The organism is Microbacterium sp. LS_15 (genome assembly GCF_041954735.1).
Taxonomy (GTDB): domain Bacteria; phylum Actinomycetota; class Actinomycetes; order Actinomycetales; family Microbacteriaceae; genus Microbacterium.
This window is the reverse complement of sequence record NZ_JAVAYD010000016.1, coordinates 1-21,303: the sequence shown is the minus strand read 5'-3', so window position 1 is coordinate 21,303 and position 21,303 is coordinate 1. Positions and strand designations below refer to the sequence as shown.

Genomic DNA, 21,303 nt, shown 5'->3' with positions numbered 1-21,303 from the left:
ACACCGATGCCCCGCACCTCCCGCCGCGCCCTGGGCGCCCTCGCCGCCGCCACGGCGGCCGTCGTCTCGCTCACCGCCTGCTCATCGTCGACCGGGGGCGGCGAGTCCTCCGGAGGCGATGTCACCCTCAGCTACGCGATCTGGGACGAGAACCAGAAGCCCGCGATGGAGGAGATCGCCGCAGCCTTCGAGGAGGAGAACCCGAACGTCTCGATCGACATCCAGGTCACGCCGTACAAGGAGTACTTCACGAAGCTGCAGACCGCGGCGACCGGCGGCTCGGCGGCGGACGTGTTCTGGATGAACGGTCCGAACTTCCAGCTGTACGCCTCGAACGGCCAGCTCGCACCGCTCGACGACGCCGGGGTGGATGCCGCGGACTACCCCGAGGGACTCATCGACCTCTACACGTTCGACGGCACGCTCTACGGCGCTCCGAAGGATTTCGACACCGTCGCGCTCTGGTACAACAAGGCGCTGTTCGACGCGGCAGGAGTCGCCTACCCCGCGGCGGGGTGGACGTGGGACGACTTCGCCGCCGCCGCCGCAGCCCTGACCGATCCCGCGACCGGCCAGTACGGCGTCGCGGCGAGCCAGTACGGTCAGGAGAACTACTACAACTCGATCGCGCAGGCCGGCGGCGAGGTCATCTCGGCCGACGGCACGGAGTCGGGCTACGGCAGCCCCGAGGCGCTCGAGGGCATCGAGCTGTGGACCGATCTCATCGAGGCGGGGTCGTCGCCGACCGCGCAGCAGATGACCGACACCAATCCCGAGGACCTCTTCCTCTCGGGCAAGGTCGCGATGTTCCAGAACGGCTCGTGGGCCGCGATCGCCTACGGCGAGAACGCCGACATCTCCGACCAGGTCGACGTCGCGCCGCTGCCGGAGGGACCAACGGGTAACCAGAGCGTGATCCACGGAGTCGGCAACGTGGCGAACGCCAAGAGCCCGCACCTCGCCGAGGCGAAGGCGTTCGCCGCATTCGCGAGCGGCGAGCAGGCCGCGAAGATCCAGGCCGAGACCGGCACCGTGATTCCCGCGTTCCACGACACGCAGCAGGCCTGGGTCGACGCGCAGCCGCAGTTCGACCTGCAGGTCTACATCGACGCGCTCGACACCGCCGTGCCCTACCCCGTCTCGAAGAACACGTCCGCGTGGACGAGCATCGAGAGCGAGGTGCTGTCGCAGGTCTGGTCGGGTGCCGTCACGCCCGAGGCGGGCCTGAAGGACCTCGCAGCGCAGATGCAGACGGCGCTGGACGCCGAGCAGGAGTGACCTCATGACCGTCGTCGCCCCGCGCGAGGCCGCACAGGCGGCGCGGATGCCGGAGGCGCAGAGCCCCGGCATCCGTCGCCGCCGGCGCACGCCGGGCGCCTCGCCCTGGTGGGCGCTCGTGTTCCTCGGTCCCACCGCCCTCGGCATCGCCGTCTTCTATCTGTGGCCGACCGTGCGCACGCTCATCATCTCGTTCACGAAATCCGGGCCGTTCGGCGGGTCGGAGTGGGTGGGCGTCGAGAACTACGCGCGTCTGTTCCAGGACCCAGAGCTGATCGGCGCGCTGCGCAACACCGCGATCTACACGGTCATCGCGCTCATCGGCATCCCGCTCGCCGTCGCCATCGCCGCGCTGCTGAACACCACCGGCCTCAAGGGGCGCAGCGCGTACCGCACGCTGTACTTCATCCCCGTCGTAACGATGCCCGCGGCGATCGCCCTCGTCTGGCGCATGATCTACAACGGCGACTACGGCGTGCTCAACGCGGCGCTCGGCGCCGTCGGCGTCGACGGCCGCAGCTGGCTCACCGACCCGAGCACCGCGCTCGTGGCGATCGCGGTCGTCGGCATCTGGGCGGGACTCGGCACGAACATCGTGATCTTCCTCGCCGGTCTCCAGGGCATCCCCGACACGATCATGGAGGCGGCCGACCTCGACGGCGCCGGTCCCGTGCGCAAGTTCTTCTCGATCACGATCCCACTGCTGTCGCCGTCGATCTTCTTCGTCAGCGTGATCAGCGTGATCGGCGCGCTGCAGGTGTTCGACCTCGTCTACATGATGCTCGGCCGCAACAACCCGGCGATGCCGAACACCCGCACGGTCGTCTACCTCTTCTACCAGGCGGGCTTCCTCGACAACGACCGCGGCTATGCGGCAGCCGTCGCGTTCCTGCTGCTCCTCATCATCCTCGTGCTGACGGTCGTGCAGTTCCGTCTGCAGAAGAAGTGGGTGCACTATGAGTGACCTCTCCCTCGACACCCGCGCGATCGTGGGCGCCGACGCATCCCGTCGCCGCCGCGCGGCCGGGACTCCGAAGAACCGCGGACTGTGGATCGTGCACCTCGTGCTGATCGTGGGCGCCGTGCTCATGGTGTTCCCGTTCATCTGGCAGTTGCTGACCTCGTTCAAGACCCTGTCCGACTCGGTGCAGGTGCCGCCGAGCCTGCTGCCGCGCGAGTGGGTGTTCACGAACTTCGCCGAGGTGTTCGACTCGATGCCCTTCGCGCAGATGTTCGCGAACTCGGTGCTGCTCACGGTCGGCCGCACGGTCGGGCAGGTCGTGCTCTGCACCATGGCCGGATACGCGTTCGCCCGTATCCCGTTCCCCGGCCGCAACGCCCTGTTCGTCGTGTTCCTCTCGGTGCTCATGGTGCCCTCGCAGCTCTACCTGCTGCCGCAGTACGAGATCATCCAGTCGCTCGGCTGGCTCAACACGTTGCAGGCGCTGATCGTCCCCGGCATCTTCAGCGCCTTCGGCACGTTCCTCATGCGGCAGTTCTTCCTGTCGATGCCCGCCGAACTCGAGGAAGCGGCGCGCATCGACGGCGCGAATCCGTGGCAGACCTTCTGGCGGATCATGGTTCCGCTCGCGAAGCCTGGCATCATCGCACTTGTGGTGTTCACCGTGCTGTGGTCCTGGAACGATCTGCTCTGGCCCCTGATCGTGACGACCGACCCTGCCAGGATGCCGCTGTCGGTCGGGCTGTCGCAGCTCGTCGGCATCCACGGCACCGACTACCCCGTGCTCATGGCCGGTGCGCTGCTCGCGACCCTGCCGATGCTGGTGACCTTCATGATCCTGCAGCGGCAGTTCATCCAGGGCATCGCGTTCAGCGGATCGAAGGGCTGAGCGATGGCGGAGCGCAGACAGCATCCTCCCCGGCGTCCGACGCTGCGGATGGTCGCCGAGCGGGCCGGGGTCTCGACCGCGACGGTCTCGTACGTGTTCTCGGGACGCGCGGGCGCCGCATCCGGTGCCGGTGTCGCCGAGGCGACCGCCGCCAAGGTGCTGGCCGCGGCCGACGAGCTCAACTACCGCCCGAACAGTGCGGCGCGGGCGGTGCGCACGGGACGCAGCGGCATGGTGCAGCTGTCGCTGCACATGCTCAGCGACCCGTGGTCGCTCGCCGTGTCCGACGCCGTGAACGCGGAGGCCAACAAGCACGGACTGACGACGCTGATCCTCGCGGACGGCGACTGGCACGCAGCCCTGGACCGCGTCGAGAGCGACGTCGCCTACCTCGACGGCATCGGACTCGGAGCGGATGCCGCGGGCAAGCTCGGCGACCTCGTGCAGCGTGGGCAGCGGCTCGTCGTCTTCACCGAGAGCCCGCTCGACCCGGCCGGGTTCGACGTCGTGCGGTCGGACGCGATCCCCGGCTGCGGGATCGCGATGGACCACCTGCTCGAACGGCACACCGAGATCGGATGCCTTGCGGCCGAGGGCGCCGTGCGCCTCGCCGCCACCCAGGTCACGCGGTACACGCCGTACCTCGAGCGCCTGGAGGCCGCGGGGATCGACGCCGATCCCGGCTGGACCGTCACGTACGGGGACACCCAGTCGAGCGCGTTCGAGGCCGCCGTGCGGCTGCTGTCGCGCGAGCGGCGTCCGTCGGCGATCTACGCCACGACCGACTTCGCTGCGATCGCGGCCATCAACGCCGCGCACATGCTCGGTCTGCGGGTGCCGCACGACGTGGCGGTGATCGGCGTGGGCAACACCCCCGACGCGCAGCGCGTCGCCCCTACCCTCACCACGGTGGGCCCGACCGACTTCTTCGAGGATCAGGCGCGGATCATCGTCGACCGAGCCCTCGCCCCCGACGACTCTCCTGCCCGGCTGCACGAGTTCCCCTGGTCGCTCTTCCCCGGGGCGTCGACGGATCTCGACGCCCCGGCATCCCGCATGCGCTGACGTCGACGTCTCGCACACCGCACTCCAACCCCAGAAGGACCACCGTGGATCTCACCATCGGAATCATCGGCTTCGGCGCGCGCGCCACTCTCCGCGAAGAGGTGCACCGCCCCGGCCGCGGGTCGCGCATCACCGCGGTGTGCGACCCCTCGGAGCGGGCGCGCGACGACGCGCGCCGCCTGCTGCCCGACGCCCTCGTCACCGACTCGCTCGACGAGCTGCTCACCTCGGGGGTGGATGCCGTGATGGTGCTGACGCCGGACGACACCCACGCCGCGCTCAGCATCCGCGCCCTCGAGGCCGGTGTCGCGGTGTTCTGCGAGAAGCCCCTCGCGATCGACCTCGCCGACGCCGACGCCATGCTGCGCACCGCGCGCCGCACCGGCAGCCGCCTCTACATCGGCCACAACATGCGGCACATGCCCGTGATCACGCTCATGCGCGGCCTGATCCAGGACGGGCGCATCGGCGACGTCAAGGCCGTCTGGGTGCGGCACTTCGTCGGGCACGGCGGCGACTACTACTTCAAGGACTGGCACGCCGACCGCCGCCGCACCACCGGGCTGCTGCTGCAGAAGGGTGCGCACGACATCGACATCATCCACTGGCTCGCCGGCGCCTACACCGAGCAGGTCGCGGCGATGGGCGAGCTCAGCGTGTACGGAGCGATCACCGACCGTCGGGAGCGGCCGGGGGAGCGGATGCCGGACTGGTTCAGCGTCGACAACTGGCCGCCCGCCTCCCTCACCGGACTCAACCCCGTGGTCGATGTCGAGGACATCTCGATGGTGAACCTGCGGCTCGCCGGCGGCATCCTCGCGTCGTACCAGCAGTGCCATTTCACGCCCGACTACTGGCGCAACTACACGGTGATCGGCACGGAGGGGCGCATCGAGAACGTCGGCGACACCGCCGGCAGCGAGGTGCGGCTGTGGAACCGCAGGCATCGCGGTGCCGCCGCCGCCGACGAGACGTTCATCGTGCCGGAGGTCGTCGATGCCGGACACGACGGCGCCGACGGCCTGCTCGTCGCCGAGTTCCTGCGGTTCGTGCGCGACGGCGGCCTCACCGAGACGTCGCCGGTCGCCGCCCGTGAGGCGGTCGCGGCCGGCATCCTCGCGACGGAGTCGTTGCGCGGAGACGGCTCGGCGATCGAGGTGCCCGCGCTGGATGCCGACCTCGTCGCCTACTTCGAACGCGGTCAGGTGGAGGTCTCCGCCGCCTAGCGAGGCGGAGAGGCGCGGCAGGGGCGCCGGGCGAACGCTCAGCTTCGACGGGCAAGATGTACAAACGTACATGTACGCCCGTACAGGAGGTTCGATGAGCGAGGTCACCCGGCGCCGTCGCGACCCCGAGGCGCGTCGCCGCGAGATCGTGACCGCCGCCGCGGAGCTCATCGTCGAGATCGGCGTCGACGCCCTCACCCACCGCAAGGTGGCGACGCGGGCGGGCGTGCCGCTCGGCGCCACCACGCAGTACTTCGCGACCCTCGACGATCTGCGCGAAGCAGCCGTCGATGCGCTCGCCGCCGAGATCCAGGGACGCATCGAGGAGACCAGACAGGCCGTCGTCGCGGAGGGCGTGACGCCGGCCGGCATCGCCCGTCTCGTGCGTCAGGCCCTCGACGACGCTCGCGCCGTTCATGCCGATCGCGCGGTCGTCACCGCCGCCGTGCACGACCCCCGCGTGCGAGCGTTCGCGCGCCAGTGGTCCGACGAGATCGTCGGCTTCATGGCGCCCGTTCACGGCCGTGACCGCGCCAGGGCGGCAGCCGTCTTCATCGACGGCGTACTCTGGCACGCACAGATCCACGACGAGCCGCTCGACGAAGAGCTGATCCGAGACGCCCTCGCCGGGATCCTCTGTCCCGCACCGGCGTCCGCACCCGCATCCACCGCCGCCGCAGCATCCGCCTGACCGACAGAGAGAGAATCCCGTGTCGAAACTCGCCGTCCTGAGCCTGAAGAACCGTGCGCTGATCGCCCTCATCACGATCGTCGCCGCGGTGTTCGGCGGACTCGCTCTCACGAACCTCAAGCAGGAGCTCATCCCGTCGCTCGAGCTGCCGAACCTCGTCGTCACCGCGACCTACCCCGGCGCCTCGCCGGAGGTCGTCGAGAACGACGTGTCGACGCCCATCGAGGCGGCGATCCAGGGCGTGCCCGGTCTCGAGAGCACCACCGCGACGAGCACCACCAATGCGTCGGTCGTGCAGGCGACGTTCGCCTACGGCACCGACCTCGCGACGGCCGAGCAGAAGATGCAGCAGGCGATCAACCGCATCTCGGCGCAGCTGCCCGAAGGCATCAGTCCGCAGGTGCTCGCGGTGTCGGTCGACGACTTCCCCGTCATCCAGGTCGCGGTGACCGGCTTCGAGAACGCGCAGGAGGCGCAGACCCAGCTCGAGAACGTCGCGATCCCCGACCTCGAAGACGTCGACGGCGTCAACGCGGCGCAGATCATCGGCGGCGTGGGACAGCGCATCACCATCACGCCCGACGTCGCCGCGCTCGCCGCGCAGGGCGAGAGCACCCAGGCGATCAGCGACGCGCTCGAGCAGAACGGCACCCTGTTCCCGGGCGGCGACATCACCGAGAACGGTCAGACGCTCACCGTGCAGACCGGCGCGAAGATCACCTCGGTCGAGGAGATCGCCGCACTCCCCATCGTGGGCACCGACGTCACGATCGGCGACGTCGCGACGGTCGTGCAGGAGGCCGATCCCGTCTCGTCGATCTCGCGCGTCGACGGCGAGGACGCCCTGTCGATCTCGATCACCAAGCTCCCCGCCGCGAACACCGTCGAGGTGTCGAAGGGCATCATCGCCGCGCTCGACGAGATCGGCGAGGCGCTACCGAATGCCGAGTTCACGATCATCTTCGACCAGGCGCCCTTCATCGAGCAGTCCATCGAGACGCTCGCCACCGAGGGACTCCTGGGTCTGGCGTTCGCCGTGATCGTGATCCTCGTGTTCCTGCTGTCGATCCGCTCGACGCTCGTGACCGCGATCTCGATCCCGACGAGCGTGCTCATCACCTTCATCGGACTGCAGGCGTTCGGCTACTCGCTCAACGTCCTCACCCTCGGCGCCCTCACCATCGCGATCGGACGCGTCGTCGACGACTCGATCGTCGTCATCGAGAACATCAAGAGACACTACGTCGGGGACGCCGACAAGGGCGACGCGATCCGGCTCGCCGTGCGCGAGGTCGCGATGGCGGTGACCTCGTCGACCATCACCACCGTCGCCGTGTTCCTGCCGCTCGTCTTCGTCGGCGACGCCGTGGGCGAGCTGTTCCGGCCGTTCGCCATGACCGTGTCGATCGCGATGGTCGCCTCGCTGCTCGTGTCGCTGACCATCGTGCCGGTTCTCGCCTACTGGTTCCTGCGCCCCGGCAAGCCGCTGCTCGACGAGGACGGCGCGCAGATCGACCCCGAGCACCCGGATGCTCCGCCGACCCGCCTGCAGCGCGGGTACCGTCCGATCCTCGGCTGGACGCTCAAGCACTCGTGGATCACCGTGCTCCTCGCCGTGATCGTGCTCGGCGGGACGATCGCCGCCGCACCGCTCATGAAGATCAACTTCCTCAGCGACTCCGGCCAGAACACCATGACGGTCACGCAGGACCTCGGTCCGACCGCCAGCCTCGAGACGAAGTCCGATGCGGCGATCGCCGTCGAAGACGCCCTGCTCGACATCGACGGCGTCGAGCACGTGCAGGCGTCGATCGGCTCCAGCGGCTCCGCGCTGCGCGACGCGTTCTCGGGCGGCGCCGGAGTCACCTACTCGGTGCTCACCGACAGCGACGCCGACCAGGAGGCCCTCCGCGCCGAGGTGCAGGACGCGATCGAGAAGCTGACCGACGTCGGAGAGGTGTCGGTCGCGGCATCCGCCGGCCTCGGATCGAGCGACATCGAGATCACCGTCACCGCCTCGAGCAGCGACGACCTCGCCACAGCCACCTCTGCCGTGGTCGACGAGCTCGACGGCCGCGACGGCATCGGCCAGGTCACCGACAACCTCGCCGCCGCCCTGCCCTATCTCGCGGTGGTCGTCGATCGCGACGCCGCCGCGGCGCGCGGGCTCTCCGAGGTCGCCGTCGGCGCGATCGTGTCGAACACCATGCGTCCGCAGCAGCTCGGATCCGTCGAGATCGACGACTCCTCGCTGACCGTCTACCTCGCGAACGCCACCCCGCCCACGACCGCCCAGGCGCTGCGCGAGCTCACGATCCCCACCCCGACGGGCGTCGTGCAGCTGCAGGACCTCGCGGCCGTCGAGGAGCGCAACGGCCCCACCTCGATCACCACCGAGCAGGGCCGTCGCACCGCCACGATCACCGTGCCCCCGGCCTCCGACAACCTCGCCACCGCGACCCAGTCGGTGACCGAGGCGCTCGCCGCGGTCGACCTGCCGGACGGTGCCTCTGCCGAGGTCGGCGGCGTCGCCTCGCAGCAGGCCGACTCGTTCTCGCAGCTCGGACTCGCGATGCTCGCGGCCATCCTCATCGTGTACGTCGTGATGGTCGCGACGTTCAAGTCACTCCGTCAGCCGCTGCTGCTGCTGATCTCGGTGCCGTTCGCGGCGACCGGGGCGATCCTGCTGCAGATCGTGACCGGCGTGCCGCTCGGCGTCGCCTCGCTGATCGGAGTGCTGATGCTCATCGGCATCGTGGTGACGAATGCGATCGTGCTCATCGACCTCGTGAACCAGTACCGGGAGAAGGGACTGTCGACCGCCGAGGCGGTGATGGCGGGTGGTGAGAAGCGTCTTCGGCCGATCCTCATGACCGCTCTCGCGACGATCCTCGCGCTCACCCCGATGGCGCTCGGCATCACCGGCCACGGTGGCTTCATCTCGCAGCCGCTCGCGATCGTCGTGATCGGCGGGCTCCTGTCCTCCACCGTGCTCACCCTGATCGTGCTCCCGACGCTGTACAACCTCGTCGAGGGGGCGAAGGAGCGGCGCCGGGCCCGCAAGGGTGGAGGCGGGAAGGATGCCGGTGACTCGCCCGCGTTGGTGGACGCCACGGCATCCGCGTCCGCATCCGCATCCGCGCTCCCGCACGCCCCGCAGCTCACGCGCCGCGAGCTGCGCGAGCGCGGCGAGTAGGGCAGGGGGCTGCGGGTCAGTCGAGCGTGATGCCCCAGCGCAGGGTCCAGGTCTCGCCGGGGGCGAGGCGCCGCAGTCCGGTTCCGCTGTTGAACGCGTCGGCCGGCGCCGTCATCGGCTCCATCGCGACGGCGAGCGGGCGCCCGGGGTACTTGTCGGTCGTGAAGACCTGCACGACCTCGTAACCCTCGCCCTGCCAGAGCGTCAGACGGCGGCCGTCCGGTGCGGTGAGCGAGTGGCGCGCGAGGCCGTCGGCATCCCGCTCGAGGTCGATGAATCCCGTGTCGAGCGAGACGTCGCCGAGGCGCACGCCCTCCCGCACGGCCGCGTCGATCGGTCTCGTGCCGACGGGCAGCATCCGCTCGTCGGTCTCGATCGCCGTGCCCGCCGAGACGCGCAGCACGAGGTCCTCCTCGGCGACGTCGCCGATCGTGAGGAACGGGTGCGAACCGACGGCCACGGGCGCCGACGTCGTCGACTGGTTCGTGATGACGTGCTCGACGTCGATGCCGTCGGCGCGCAGCGTGTAGGTCACGCTCGTCTCGAGCAGGTACGGGTAGCCGGTCTGCGGCACCACCGCCGTGCGCAGGGTCGCCGACGATGCGCCCTCCGTGACCTCGTAGGCCGTGAACCTCAGCAGGCCGTGGCTGGCGTTGCCGAACTTCGGCTCTGTGATCGCCAGCTGCCGGTCTGTGCCCTCGTCGTCCCACCGACCGTCGCGCACGCGGTTCGGCCACGGCACGAGCACGACGCCCGAGCACGACGGCGTCGGAGCGTCCTCGGGATACGGCGCGATCAGATCGACCGAGCCGATGCGCAACGAGCGGAGCGAGGCGCCCACCTGCGCGATCTGCGCTGACACCTCGCCGAGCTGGAGATGGACCTGGGTGCCGGTGGGGGATGCGGTGCTCATGCCGCCATCGTAGGGCGGAGGGCGTCCTCCCAGGTGCGACCGGTACACTGGTGTGGTCGGCTTCGGGCACCCGCGTATGGACGCGGACGTTTTTGTGCAAGAAGTGTGAGCCCAGGGGCCGATGGTGAGCGTCGATCGACGTAAATCAACCATCACATGAATGGCCCCGGCCGCTGACAGTCCGGACCCGCAGCACGATCACTCGATCGGATGCCGGGTGCTCGCGCGTGTGCGCGGCGCTGTTCTCGTGCGAGAACCCAGAAGGACACACCCATGCCCAAGAACAAGAAGCCCCGCGGCGGACGCCCCGCTGCCAACTTCGAGCCGCGCTACGGCGCCAAGAAGACCTCGTTCCACGACCGTCACGCCGGCGGCCGCGACGGAGCCCGCGATACCCGCGACGGAGGCCGCGATCCCCGCGGCGGACGTGCGGATGTCGGGGAGCGGCGACCTGCGGCGGCCGGCTTCGACCGCCGTCCCGGTAGCCGCAGCCCCGGCCACCGCGGTTACCGTGCGGCCGACGAGGGCGGTGCTCCCAAGCAGCGCTGGTCCTCGCAGGAGCGCGCAGGCCGCGACGAGGCCCGCAGCATCCGCAACCGCGCCGAGTCCGGACGCCGCGAGGCGCCGCATCGTCGTGACGACCGCGAGCGCCCCCGTTCCGACGAGCGCCGTTTCGACGAGCGCCCCCGGTTCGACGACCGCGCCGGTGGGCGTCGCTTCGACGACCGTCCGCGTCGGGACGACCGCGGTTCCGACCGTCCCCGCTACGACCGCGACGACCACGGCGGGCAGCGTTACGACCGCGACGCGCGTCCGCAGCGTGACGACCGCCCCCGGTACAGCGATCGCGATGATCGTCGCACGCCGCGCTTCGACCGCGATGCGCGTCCGCAGCGCGACGACCGCGGGTTCGGCGACCGCGCCGGCCGCGGCGGCGACCGCCCCCGGTACAGCGACCGCGGCGCCGAGCGCCCGCGTTTCGACCGTGATGCGCGTCCGCAGCGCGACGACCGCGCAGCATCCGACCGTCCCGCACGGTCCTACGACGCCGACCGTGCCCGTCGCGCCTTCGACCGCGACCGCACTCAGCGTGCGATCGAGGGAGGCCGCGACGAGCGTTCGCGTCCGTCGACCGGCGGCGCGTACCGCACCGAGCGTCCTCGTCGCGACGACCGCACCGGCCGCGACGCGCGTCCGAGCCGCAGCGACTGGAACGCCACCCCCAAGGCCGCTTTCGAGCCGACCGAGGATGTCGTGCACGAGCGCCTCGAGGCCAAGGCCGTGCAGGCGGTCGAGGTGACCGATGTGACGTTCGCCGATCTCGGACTCGGATCGAACATCGTCGAGACGCTTGCCAAGATGGGGGCGGCCAGCCCGTTCCCGATCCAGGCGGCCAGCATCCCGGCCGTGCTCGAAGGACGCGACGTGCTCGCCCGCGGCCGCACCGGCTCGGGCAAGACCATCGCCTTCGGCGCTCCGCTCGTCGAGAAGGTGCTGCAGTCGCAGGCCGGCAAGCGCCGTGAGTTCGGACGGTCGCCCCGCGCGATCATCCTCGCCCCGACGCGTGAGCTCGCCCTGCAGATCGACCGCACGATCCAGCCCATCGCCCGCAGCGTGGGGCTCTTCACGACGCAGATCTACGGCGGTGTGCCGCAGGGCCGCCAGGTGGGTGCCCTGAAGAAGGGCGTCGACATCGTCATCGGCACGCCTGGACGCGTCGAGGACCTCATCAACCAGGGCAAGCTCGACCTCTCCGACTGCCGCATCGCGGTGCTCGACGAGGCCGACCACATGTGCGAACTCGGCTTCGTCGAGCCCGTGCAGCGCATCCTGCGTCACACGGCCGACGGCAGCCAGAAGCTCCTGTTCTCGGCGACGCTCGACCGCGAGGTCGCCGCGCTCGTCGATGAGTTCCTCGTCGACCCCGCCGTGTACGAGGTCGCCGGCGAGGACCAGGAGTCCAGCACGATCGAGCACCGCGTGCTCGTCATCGAGCACCGCGACAAGGCCGACATCCTCACGTCGCTCGTGGACCGCGAGGGCAAGACCCTCGTGTTCGCCCGCACGCGCGCCTACGCCGAGATGCTCGCCGAGCAGTTCGACGACGCCGGCATCCCGGCGGTCTCACTGCACGGCGACCTGAACCAGGGCAAGCGCACGCGCAATCTCGAGCGCCTCACCTCGGGTCGCGTGAATGTACTCGTCGCGACGGACGTCGCCGCCCGCGGCATCCACGTGGACGACATCGACCTGGTCGTGCAGGCCGACGCGCCGGACGAGTACAAGACGTATCTGCACCGGTCGGGCCGCACCGGCCGCGCCGGTCGCTCGGGCCGCGTCGTCACGCTCATCACCCGCCAACGTCAGCGCCGCATGAGCGAGCTCCTGAACCGCGCCGAGATCGAGGCGCCGTTTGAGAACGCGCGCGTCGACGACGACCTGATCGAGGAGATCGCCGGACGGATGCCGTCGGCTGCCGACCTGACCAGCTGATCGCCTCGCCCGTGAAGGCCCCGTCTCGCGCTCGCGCGGGCGGGGCCCTCTGCGTGCGTGGCGCGTTTCGTCTCTCCCGTAGGTCGTTGAGCGAGGAGCGGAGCGACGAGACGAAACGGGGTGAGGTCAGCCGATCGAGTGCTCGTTCACGGCTGTCGTCAGGCTCGTGCCGTTCAGCGTCAGGTAGAGGGTCTGCTCGGTGACGGTCATGGTCACCGCGTTGCGGCGTTCGAGCAGCGGTGCGGCCGACTCGATGAACCCGGGGTCGAAGCTGTACACGCGGACGTCGTCGGCGCGGTGGATGCGCTTGTCGGCCCACGGGGCCATCACCTTGACCGGATCGCGATGCGTGTAGACGACGACGCGGTCGGCGAGGCGGGTCGCGTGGTGCAGCCGTTCGGCGTCGGGGGCTCCGACCTCGATCCAGGCGGTGATGCGCCCGGTGAGGTCGCGCACGACGACGGCGGGTTCCTCGGTGTCCGACACGCTGCCGCCGAACGCGACGCCCTCCGCGTACTCGAGGCCGAGGGCGAGCAGCCGGGTGAGCAGGTAGGCGTCGGTCTCGGAGGGATGCCGCGCCGCGCGGAGGGAGTAGTCCTCGTAGACGCCGCGATCCGTGTCTGCCAGTTGCACGTCGAACGTGTGGATTGTCGAGCCGATCGCCATAGTCATCGAGCCTACGGGCTGCGGTGCGGCGGGTCGGACGAGCGGACGCCGACAGTGGGCGTCAGAACAGCATCGGCTGTGCAGGGGCCTCCCCGCTCGATCCTGTCGTGCGGAATCTGACGGGCGTCGTCGCCCTGGCACCGCCCTGCGACTCGTTCTGACTCCAGATGGAGTCGACGTGCCCCTGCCCGGGGCGGGTGCCGCGGCGGGGGTAGTCGTTCTCGTCGCGCCCGTCGAGGCCGTGCATGCGGATCAGCGGGCGCGCGCGCTTCGCGAGCCACTGGCGGTAGCCCTTCGGCGCCTCGATGGACGCCCCGGGATACAGACCGAGGTACGACGACACGAGGTCTGGTCGCGCTTCGCCCAACCACTGCATGAACCAGGGCTTCACGCCGGGCCGCAGGTGCAGTGCGCCGTAGATGACGCGCCGCGCTCCCGCATCCTTGATCCGTCTCAGTGCGGTGTCGATCGCTCCGACCGAGTCGGTCATGTGAGGCATGATCGGCATCAGGAAGACGGTGACGGGGAACCCGGCATCCGTGAGCGCCTTCACCGTGTCGAGCCTCGCCTGAGTGGTGGGGGCGCCCGGCTCGATCGCCTTCTGCAGATCGTCGTCGTACATCGCGATCGACATCTGCACGTCGACCGGAACGCGCTGCGCCGCCTTCACCAGCAACGGGATGTCGCGTCGGATCAGCGTGCCCTTGGTGAGGATCGAGATCGGCGTGCCCGAGGCGGCGAGGGCGTCGATGATGCCCGGCATGAGCTTGTACCGGCCCTCGGCGCGCTGGTACGGATCGGTGTTCGTGCCGAGAGCGACCGTCTCGTGCTGCCAGCTGCCCTTGCGCAGCTCCCGCTGCAGCACCTCGACGATGTTGGTCTTCACGACGATCTGCGAGTCGAAATCCGATCCGCCGTCGAGGTCGAGATACTCGTGCGTCCCACGGGCGAAACAGTATGTGCATGCATGGCTGCATCCGCGATAGGGGTTGATGGTCCACGCGAACGGCATGCGCGAAGCGCCGGGCACGTGGTTGAGCGCCGACTTCGACAGCACCTCATGGAATGTCATCCCCGCGAACTCGGGGGTCGTGACGGAGCGCAGCATGCTCGACCGATCCTCGAGTCCGGGCAGCGCTGCGGTGTCGACATCACCGACTTTCTGACCCTGCCACCTCATCGGAACATTCGAACATATGAACGAGGAAGATGTCAACAACAGGGGGAACTGTGTTCGATTCGAGTTAAGAGACAATGGACGGATGACCAGCACGCCGCAGCCTCGGCATGCGGCCCCGCGCTCCCCGATCAGCGGACCCGCATTGCCCCTCGGACTCGCGGTGACCGCCGTCGGCATCCTGCTGTCGATCGCGAGCGCTCCCGTCGCGACGTCCGCGCCGTCGAGCGCGCCGATGCCGGAGCCGGTCGTCGTGGCCGAGGTCCCCGCCGTACAGGTGGGAGCGACGACGGCCGCCGACCCGTGCTCGGAGCCGTCGGTGCTGGAGGCGATCTCCGTCGCCGACGATGCGGCGATCATCGCCGGATTCGGCGGTGGCGAGAGCTTCCGCGCGGCCGTGGTCGCCGGCAACGCGCCCTGCATCGCTCTCGACGACCCCGCGCACGTCTGGGTCGTCGTGAACAAGGCGCGACCGCTGAACCCGATCACGTTCGCGCCCGGGTCGCTCACCGACATGCCGCTCGAGATGACCACGCGCTCGGGTCAGGCGCGCACCGACGTTTCCGCCGCGATCGGCGAGCTCGCCGCCGCAGCCGCCGCTGAGGGCGCGGGTCAGATCGGCGCGAACAACGGCTACCGCTCGTACGACCTGCAGGTGTCGACGCACGCGTCTCACGTGCGCAGCAGTGGCCAGGCCGGAGCGGATGCCGCGTCGGCGCGCGCCGGGCACAGCGAGCATCAGACGGGTCTCGCGCTCGACGTCGTGGCATGCAGCCCCGAGTGCGGGGAGATCGACGCTTTCGGCGCGACGCCGCAGGGGGCATGGGTCGCCGAGAACGCCTGGGAGTACGGGTTCATCGTGCGGTACGAGCAGGTCGGCAGCGGGATCACCGGATACAAGCCGGAACCGTGGCATCTGCGGTACCTCGGCACCGAGCTCGCCGCCGCGTACCATCACGGCGGTTACCACACGCTCGAGCAGTTCTTCGGGCTCCCCGCGGCCCCCGATTACGCGCACTGACGGCCGCCGGGCGCCGTCTGGCGGCATCCGACAATCGCGGTACCCAGTGTCACCGAATGTGGGATGCATTCTCACAACGCACTGTGCTGTCGTCACGGCAGCGGCATATGATCGCCGGAGCAACGACGCACGAGACGTTCGGGAGGACGGCATGGAACGCGACATCTACGAAGAGGATCACGAGGCATTCCGCGACCTCGTCAAGGACTTCGTCAAGCGCCACGTGACGCACGAGGCGATCGAGAAGTGGGACGCCGACGGAGAGGTCGACCGCGCGACCATGCTCGCCGCGGGCGAGGCCGGCATCATCGGGCTCTCCGTGCCGGAGGAGTTCGGCGGCGCGGGCATGCTGCAGGACTACCGCTTCCGCGCGATCGTCAACGAAGAGGTCATCGCCGCCGGGGCCGGTTCGCTCGCGGGAGCCTTCGGCATCCAGGACGACCTGGCCGTTCCGTACCTCGTGCACATGGGTACGCAGGACCAGAAGCAGAAGTGGCTGCCGCGCATGGCCACCGGAGAAGTCATCGGCGCTCTCGCGATGACCGAGCCGGGTGCGGGTTCCGACCTGCGCGGCATCAAGACCACCGCGAAGAAGACCGACGGCGGCTACATCGTCAACGGCGCGAAGACGTTCATCTCCTCGGGCGCGACCGCCGACCTCGTCGTGACGTTCGTGAAGACCGGCGAGGGGAACCGTCCCGACGCCTTCAGCCTCGTGCTGATCGAGAACGGCATGGAGGGCTTCGACCACGGCAAGAAGCTGCACAAGATGGGCTTCCAGGGTCATGACACGGCGGAGCTCTCGTTCAGCGACGTGTTCGTGCCCGACGAGAACCTCATCGGCGGCGAAGAGGGCAAGGGCTTCATCCAGCTGATGATGAACCTGCCGCTCGAGCGGCTGTCGATCGGCGTCGCGGGTGCGGCGGCCGCGCAGGCAGCCCTCGACTGGACCGTCGCCTACACCAAGGACCGCGAGGCGTTCGGCGAACGGATCATCGACTTCCAGAACAGCCGGTTCCAGATCGCCGACATGGCGACGACCGTCGACGCGCTCTGGGCGTACATCGACCGCGCGCTCCTCGCCTACTCGAAGGGCAAGCTCTCGGCGGAGGAGGCCGCGAAGGTCAAGTTCTGGGCGACAGAGCGCGAGTGGGAGGTGCTCGACGCCGGAGTGCAGCTCCACGGCGGCTACGGCTACATCACCGAGTACCCCATCGCCCGCGCGTTCCTCGACGCTCGCGTGCACCGCATCTACGGCGGCACGAACGAGATCATGCGCGAGATCGTCGGGCGCCAGATCGCGGGCAAGCGCTGACTCACGCAGAAAGGCCCCGGGTGCGCCCGGGGCCTTTCGCGTGCACCTGCTGCACACCCGTCGGCCCGGTGCGGCGGAACAGCCTTGGCGGATGCGACGGGCGCGACTCAGCGCGGGAGGCGACGGCCGACTCCGGCCTTCTTCAGACGGTCGGCGATGAGGATACCAAGGGCCGTCGCGCCCACGCAGCTCGCCAGGATCACTGCGAAGAACGCGATCTGGATGCCGAGCCCGAAGCTGCCGAGGTCGAACGACGCCCACGCCATGATCGGGTACACGACCGAGACGATGATCGCCCCGAGGTAGTGCAGCCAGGTTCCCCAGTAGCGCCACAGCACGAAGAGGAACGGCAGCTCGGTGAAGGCCGCCCACCACAGGTTCGTGGCGACGCTGCCGAACCCGTATCCCGAGAACGGCACGATCACGAGGCCGGCGAGCAGCCCGACGAGCAGGCCCACGAGAGGGCGCTGCAGCAGCCGCAGGGCGATGACCGACGGCAGGAGCCACAGTCCGGCGATCGCGACGCTGACGAACGGAAGCCCGCCGAACAGCAGTGTGGAGACCCAGTTCGCGGGGGCGAGCAGGATGCCGCCGGCGACGCCGAGTGCGGCGCAGGTCAGCAGGATAGCGGTGGGGAAGTGGAAGCGTCGGCGCGGAGCGGCACCGACGACCGCGGTCGAGTCGGTGGTGGTGGAGCCGATCGCGGTCGCGCCGGTGTCGGCCTTGTGTGCGGCGTCGGCTGCGCCGGCATCCGTCCCGCTCACGCGAGCGGCTCCGCCGCGGCATCCCGAGCCGCCTTGGATGCCGGCGACGCGGCGCCGAGCTTCCAGTAACCGCAGAAGCTCACAGCGTTCTTGTCGACGCCGCGCTCGCCGACGAGGTGCTTGCGGACGCCGGATGCCAGCGACTGCTCCCCGGCCGCATATGCGTGGAAGGGCGACTCGGGCAGTGCCAGGTCGTGCAGCTGAGCGAGCGCGCGCGACCCAGGCGGGAACTCGTGCGGGCGGGTGAGCCACACGACGTCGATGCCCGCCGGATGCGGGAAGTCCAGAGCGTCGTCATCGGAGGGGACTTCGATGAGCGCCGTCCCCGTGGCGTGATCCGGCAGCGAGGCGCAGATCGAGGAGATGGCCGGCAGCGCCGTCTCGTCGCCGATCAGCACCACCCGGTCCACGCCGCGCTGCGGATTGAAGGCGAGCCCCTCGTCGATGATGAGCACGTTCTCGCCCGGCTCGCAGGTCTCCGCCCATCGTGATGCGGGTCCGGCCGTGCCGTCTGCGGCCGATCCGTGCAGCACGAAGTCCACGTCGATCTCGGCACTGCAGTCGGCGGTCGCGGGCCGGTACGCCCGCACGGTGTAGTTGCGCATCACGGGTCGCTCGCCGTCAGGGATGCGCAGGAACTTCAGGTACCCGAACATCTTGTTCGCCTTGGCGGGCACGCGGTCGAGACCGGCATCCCCTCCGATCGGGAGGAAGAGGCGGAACCACTGGTCGAAGCCCATCGGGCGGAACTTCGCGATCTCGCCGCCGCCGAGCGTCACCCTGATCCAGTGCGGGGCGAGGCGCTCGGTGCGGAGCACCGTGAGGTGCAGGAGCTCGGACGACTCGGGCTTCACGAGCTTGCTGTATGCCATGGGTACGCCTTTCAGGGCAGCTGCCAGGGGAAGAACGCCGCGAACACCGCGGCCGAGATGACGAGGCACAGGACGACGAACACGGTGTCGCGTGCGCGGAACGGCACCAGGTGTCGTTCGGTGCGGGTCGGATGGGCGCCGAAGGCGCGGGAGTCCATCGCGAGGGCGACTCGTTCGGCGTGGCGGATGGCGCCGGCCAGCAGTGGCACGATGTATCCCCAGCCGCGGGCGATCCGGGCGAACGGGCCGCTGCCGCCGTGGTGCCCGCGCACCCGATGGGCGGCGCGGATGACCGACAGCTCGTATCCGAAGCGGGGCACGAAGCGGAACGCCGCGAGCGCCGTGTATCCGACGCGATAGGGGACCCGCAGCTGCTGCACGGTCGCGCGTACGAGGTCGGGGCCGGTCGTCGTGAGCCCGCCGATCAGCGCGAGGGCGATGATCGCGCCCAGTCGCAGTCCGGTCGCGAAGCCGATCGCGAGGGCTCCCTGGTGGAGGGTCCATGCCCCGATCTGCACCACGGCGGGGGTGTCGGCGACGAGAGAGGCATCCACCCACAGCGAGAAGCCGACGCCGATCGCGAGGATGCCGAGCGGCAGCGCTCCGAAGAGCAGCGCAGCCGTGCGGGCCGTGAGCCGTGCGCCGACCGCGATCACCGCCATCGCCAGCACAAGGAACGTGGCAGGAGTCGCGAGATCCCGCACGAAGATCAGCAGCACCATCGCCGGGACGACGCCCGCGATCTTCGCGAGCGGATTGAGCGCGTACAGGAACTGGCGACGTGAGGTCTGCGTCAGGGCTGCATACGGGTCGACGATCAGGCTCATGCGATCGCCCACCCGGATGCCGCGAGCACGCGCTGCAGGGGAGGGAGCCGCAGCCCAGCGTCCGTGAACGTCCGCTCGTTGCGGAACAGGTCGGCGGTGGTGCCGGCCGCGTGCACGCGCCCGTCGCGCAGGACGATCGTGTGCGAGGTGTGCTCGGCGACGAGCTGCAGGTCGTGCGTCACGACGAGGATCGTCGTGCCCTCGTCGCGCAGGTCGTGCAGCAGGGTGAGGAGTTCGGTGGCCCTGGCGCGGTCCTGGCCGAAGGTGGGCTCGTCGAGTGCGAGCACCTGCGGCCGAGTGATGAGCGCGGTGCCCACCGACAGCCGCCGCTTCTCGCCGCCCGACAGCAGGAACGGATGCACCTGCGCCTTCGACTCGAGCCCGAAACGGGACAGCATCGACTCGACGCGCTCAGCGATCTCGGCATCCGGTGTCCGGCGCAGGCGGAGTCCGTGGGCGAGCTCGTCGAAGACCGTGTGCGCGATGAACTGGTGCTCGGGATTCTGGAAGACGAACCCGATGCGGCTCGCGAGGTCGCGTGGTGAGGCCGCGCCGGGGTCGATGCCGCAGACCGTCACGCGGTGCTTCGGGGGAGGCACGACACCGGCGAGCGACTGCAGCAGCGTCGTCTTGCCCGCGCCGTTCGCGCCGACGATCGCCGTGAACGAGCCGGGCGCGATGTCGAGATCGACACCGTGCAGGATCTCGGTGCGTCCGCGTCGCACCGTCAACCCGCGGGCGCGGACGATCGGCTGGTGACTCGCGTTCTGCTCCTCGGTCGTCGAGCGAGCGGAGCGTTCTTCCTCGGTCGTTGAGCGAGCGGAGCGAGACGAAACGCGGTGAGGTGTTCCGGGGTCGGTGTCGCTGCCCTCCTCGCTCGACGACCCGGGCAGCGGTTGCGCTGCGGCCAGCGCTGCGCCGAGTTCGTCCGGCGTCAGCGGCAGCGGGTCGAGCGTGGTTCCGGCATCCCGCATCCTGAGCGCAGCGATCGTCGCGGCCGGCAGCCACACTCCCATGGCGATGAGCTCGTCGACGTGTGCGCGGATCACGCCGGCGGGCTCTCCGTCGAATACGATGTGCCCGGAGCGGTCGAGCACGATCGTGCGCGTGACGAAGCCCATCGCGGCGTCGAGGTTGTGCTCGACCAGGAGGATCGCGCGGTCTCCTGCGGCGACGACGTCGGCGAGCGCCGCGTACACGTCGTCGACCCCCTGCGGATCGAGGTTGGCGGTGGGTTCGTCGAGCACGATCAGCGGCGATCCCATCGCGAGTGCGCAGCCGATCGCGAGGCGCTGGCGCCCGCCACCCGACAGGCGGTCGGGGTTCTCGTCTCGGCGCTCCCACAGGCCGACGCGGCGCAGGGCGTCCTCGGTCCGCGCGCGGACCTCGTCGAGCGGCAGCAGCAGATTCTCCGGTCCGAAGGCGACTTCGTCGTACACCGTGCCGGTCACGATCTGCGCATCGGGATCCTGGAACACCATCGCCACCCGGGTGCTGAGCGTCGCGGTCGGAACGTCGGTGGTGTCGAGTCCGTCGGCGGTCACGGTGCCCGTCATCGTGGCGGGGACCGCGTGCGGGATGAGCCCGTTCAGGGCGAGGGTGAGCGTCGATTTGCCGGAGCCCGAGGGGCCGAGCAGCAGGACGACCTCACCAGGGTGGATGTCGAAGTCGACCGCCGTGGGGGAGGGGTGCGCGGCATCGGCGTGGGTGATCGAGAGGTCACGCACGCGGAGCAGAGGCGCTGATGAGCGCACGGCATCACCCCGGATCGGCGGATCGGTACACCTCTAACTTAGCCGAGCCTTACCTACCTCGCGATGCCGCGCTCGCAGCCTCCTCCGCGCCCCCAGCCGCCGAGACCCACCACGCGCGTCGAAACCCATCGTGGCGCACGGTGCGGGTGCTGCCTCTTATACACATCCGCCGCTGCCGACGACCCCTCACGGTTA

17 protein-coding genes are annotated in these 21,303 nt (G+C 69.8%); 10 read left to right on the top strand and 7 right to left on the bottom strand.

Going from position 1 to position 21,303, the window contains the following annotated elements:
• The first annotated feature begins 6 nt into the window (after positions 1 to 6).
• From RAC69_RS15230 to RAC69_RS15200, 7 genes are all read left to right on the top strand, one after another.
• Positions 7 to 1,278, top strand: coding sequence for an ABC transporter substrate-binding protein (locus tag RAC69_RS15230; protein ID WP_375087566.1), 1,272 nt, complete (start codon positions 7 to 9; stop codon positions 1,276 to 1,278).
• Between the two features lie 4 nt (positions 1,279 to 1,282).
• The gene (locus tag RAC69_RS15225; RefSeq protein WP_375087565.1) at positions 1,283 to 2,242 is read left to right on the top strand and encodes a carbohydrate ABC transporter permease; all 960 of its coding nucleotides are present in this window, start codon (positions 1,283 to 1,285) and stop codon (positions 2,240 to 2,242) included.
• Positions 2,235 to 3,128 carry a carbohydrate ABC transporter permease gene (locus RAC69_RS15220; protein ID WP_251584266.1) on the top strand — a complete coding sequence of 298 codons (894 nt, stop codon included), beginning with the start codon at positions 2,235 to 2,237 and terminating at the stop codon, positions 3,126 to 3,128. Before RAC69_RS15225 ends, RAC69_RS15220 begins: the two co-directional genes overlap by 8 nt.
• Positions 3,129 to 3,131: 3 nt before the next feature.
• Positions 3,132 to 4,193: a LacI family DNA-binding transcriptional regulator gene (locus RAC69_RS15215; RefSeq protein WP_375087564.1), complete on the top strand. Its 1,062-nt coding sequence runs from the start codon at positions 3,132 to 3,134 to the stop codon at positions 4,191 to 4,193.
• 44 nt (positions 4,194 to 4,237) lie between these two features.
• Positions 4,238 to 5,419: a Gfo/Idh/MocA family protein gene (locus RAC69_RS15210; protein ID WP_375087563.1), complete on the top strand. Its 1,182-nt coding sequence runs from the start codon at positions 4,238 to 4,240 to the stop codon at positions 5,417 to 5,419.
• A gap of 94 nt (positions 5,420 to 5,513) precedes the next feature.
• The gene (locus tag RAC69_RS15205; protein ID WP_375087562.1) at positions 5,514 to 6,110 is read left to right on the top strand and encodes a TetR/AcrR family transcriptional regulator; all 597 of its coding nucleotides are present in this window, start codon (positions 5,514 to 5,516) and stop codon (positions 6,108 to 6,110) included.
• A 19-nt stretch (positions 6,111 to 6,129) separates the two neighbouring features.
• A complete protein-coding gene (locus RAC69_RS15200) occupies positions 6,130 to 9,306 on the top strand; it encodes an efflux RND transporter permease subunit (protein WP_375087561.1) in 3,177 nt (1,058 codons plus the stop codon).
• A gap of 16 nt (positions 9,307 to 9,322) precedes the next feature.
• Here the strand turns inward: RAC69_RS15200 and RAC69_RS15195 are convergent, their stop codons facing one another.
• Positions 9,323 to 10,219: an aldose 1-epimerase family protein gene (locus RAC69_RS15195; protein WP_375087560.1), complete on the bottom strand. Its 897-nt coding sequence runs from the start codon at positions 10,217 to 10,219 to the stop codon at positions 9,323 to 9,325.
• A 273-nt stretch (positions 10,220 to 10,492) separates the two neighbouring features.
• On the opposite strand from RAC69_RS15195, the gene RAC69_RS15190 reads away from it, so the two are divergent.
• Positions 10,493 to 12,712: a DEAD/DEAH box helicase gene (locus tag RAC69_RS15190; RefSeq protein ID WP_375087559.1), complete on the top strand. Its 2,220-nt coding sequence runs from the start codon at positions 10,493 to 10,495 to the stop codon at positions 12,710 to 12,712.
• 126 nt (positions 12,713 to 12,838) lie between these two features.
• Here RAC69_RS15190 and RAC69_RS15185 read toward each other — a convergent pair whose 3' ends face one another.
• Both RAC69_RS15185 and RAC69_RS15180 read right to left on the bottom strand, forming a co-directional pair.
• A complete protein-coding gene (locus RAC69_RS15185; RefSeq protein WP_375087591.1) occupies positions 12,839 to 13,378 on the bottom strand; it encodes a YaeQ family protein in 540 nt (179 codons plus the stop codon).
• A gap of 61 nt (positions 13,379 to 13,439) precedes the next feature.
• Positions 13,440 to 14,558, bottom strand: coding sequence for an Rv2578c family radical SAM protein (locus RAC69_RS15180; protein ID WP_375087558.1), 1,119 nt, complete (start codon positions 14,556 to 14,558; stop codon positions 13,440 to 13,442).
• 82 nt (positions 14,559 to 14,640) lie between these two features.
• Here RAC69_RS15180 and RAC69_RS15175 point away from each other — a divergent pair, with 82 nt between their 5' ends.
• Complete coding sequence (locus RAC69_RS15175) at positions 14,641 to 15,576, top strand: M15 family metallopeptidase (protein WP_375087557.1); 936 nt, start codon at positions 14,641 to 14,643, stop codon at positions 15,574 to 15,576.
• 151 nt (positions 15,577 to 15,727) lie between these two features.
• Entirely contained in the window at positions 15,728 to 16,891 is a 1,164-nt protein-coding gene (locus RAC69_RS15170) for an acyl-CoA dehydrogenase family protein (protein WP_375087556.1), read from the top strand.
• 107 nt (positions 16,892 to 16,998) lie between these two features.
• Here RAC69_RS15170 and RAC69_RS15165 read toward each other — a convergent pair whose 3' ends face one another.
• Genes RAC69_RS15165 through RAC69_RS15150 form a run of 4 tightly spaced genes read right to left on the bottom strand, consistent with a single transcriptional unit; the run spans position 16,999 to position 21,108 of the window.
• Positions 16,999 to 17,655 (bottom strand): ECF transporter S component, encoded by a 657-nt coding sequence (locus tag RAC69_RS15165; RefSeq protein WP_375087555.1) that lies wholly within the window; start codon positions 17,653 to 17,655, stop codon positions 16,999 to 17,001.
• Positions 17,652 to 18,527, bottom strand: coding sequence for a siderophore-interacting protein (locus tag RAC69_RS15160; protein WP_375087554.1), 876 nt, complete (start codon positions 18,525 to 18,527; stop codon positions 17,652 to 17,654). The genes RAC69_RS15165 and RAC69_RS15160 overlap by 4 nt, the downstream gene beginning before the upstream one ends.
• Positions 18,528 to 18,538: 11 nt before the next feature.
• The gene (locus tag RAC69_RS15155) at positions 18,539 to 19,354 is read right to left on the bottom strand and encodes an energy-coupling factor transporter transmembrane component T (RefSeq protein ID WP_375087553.1); all 816 of its coding nucleotides are present in this window, start codon (positions 19,352 to 19,354) and stop codon (positions 18,539 to 18,541) included.
• The gene (locus tag RAC69_RS15150) at positions 19,351 to 21,108 is read right to left on the bottom strand and encodes an ABC transporter ATP-binding protein (RefSeq protein ID WP_375087552.1); all 1,758 of its coding nucleotides are present in this window, start codon (positions 21,106 to 21,108) and stop codon (positions 19,351 to 19,353) included. The genes RAC69_RS15155 and RAC69_RS15150 overlap by 4 nt, the downstream gene beginning before the upstream one ends.
• Between the last annotated feature and the right edge of the window lie 195 nt (positions 21,109 to 21,303).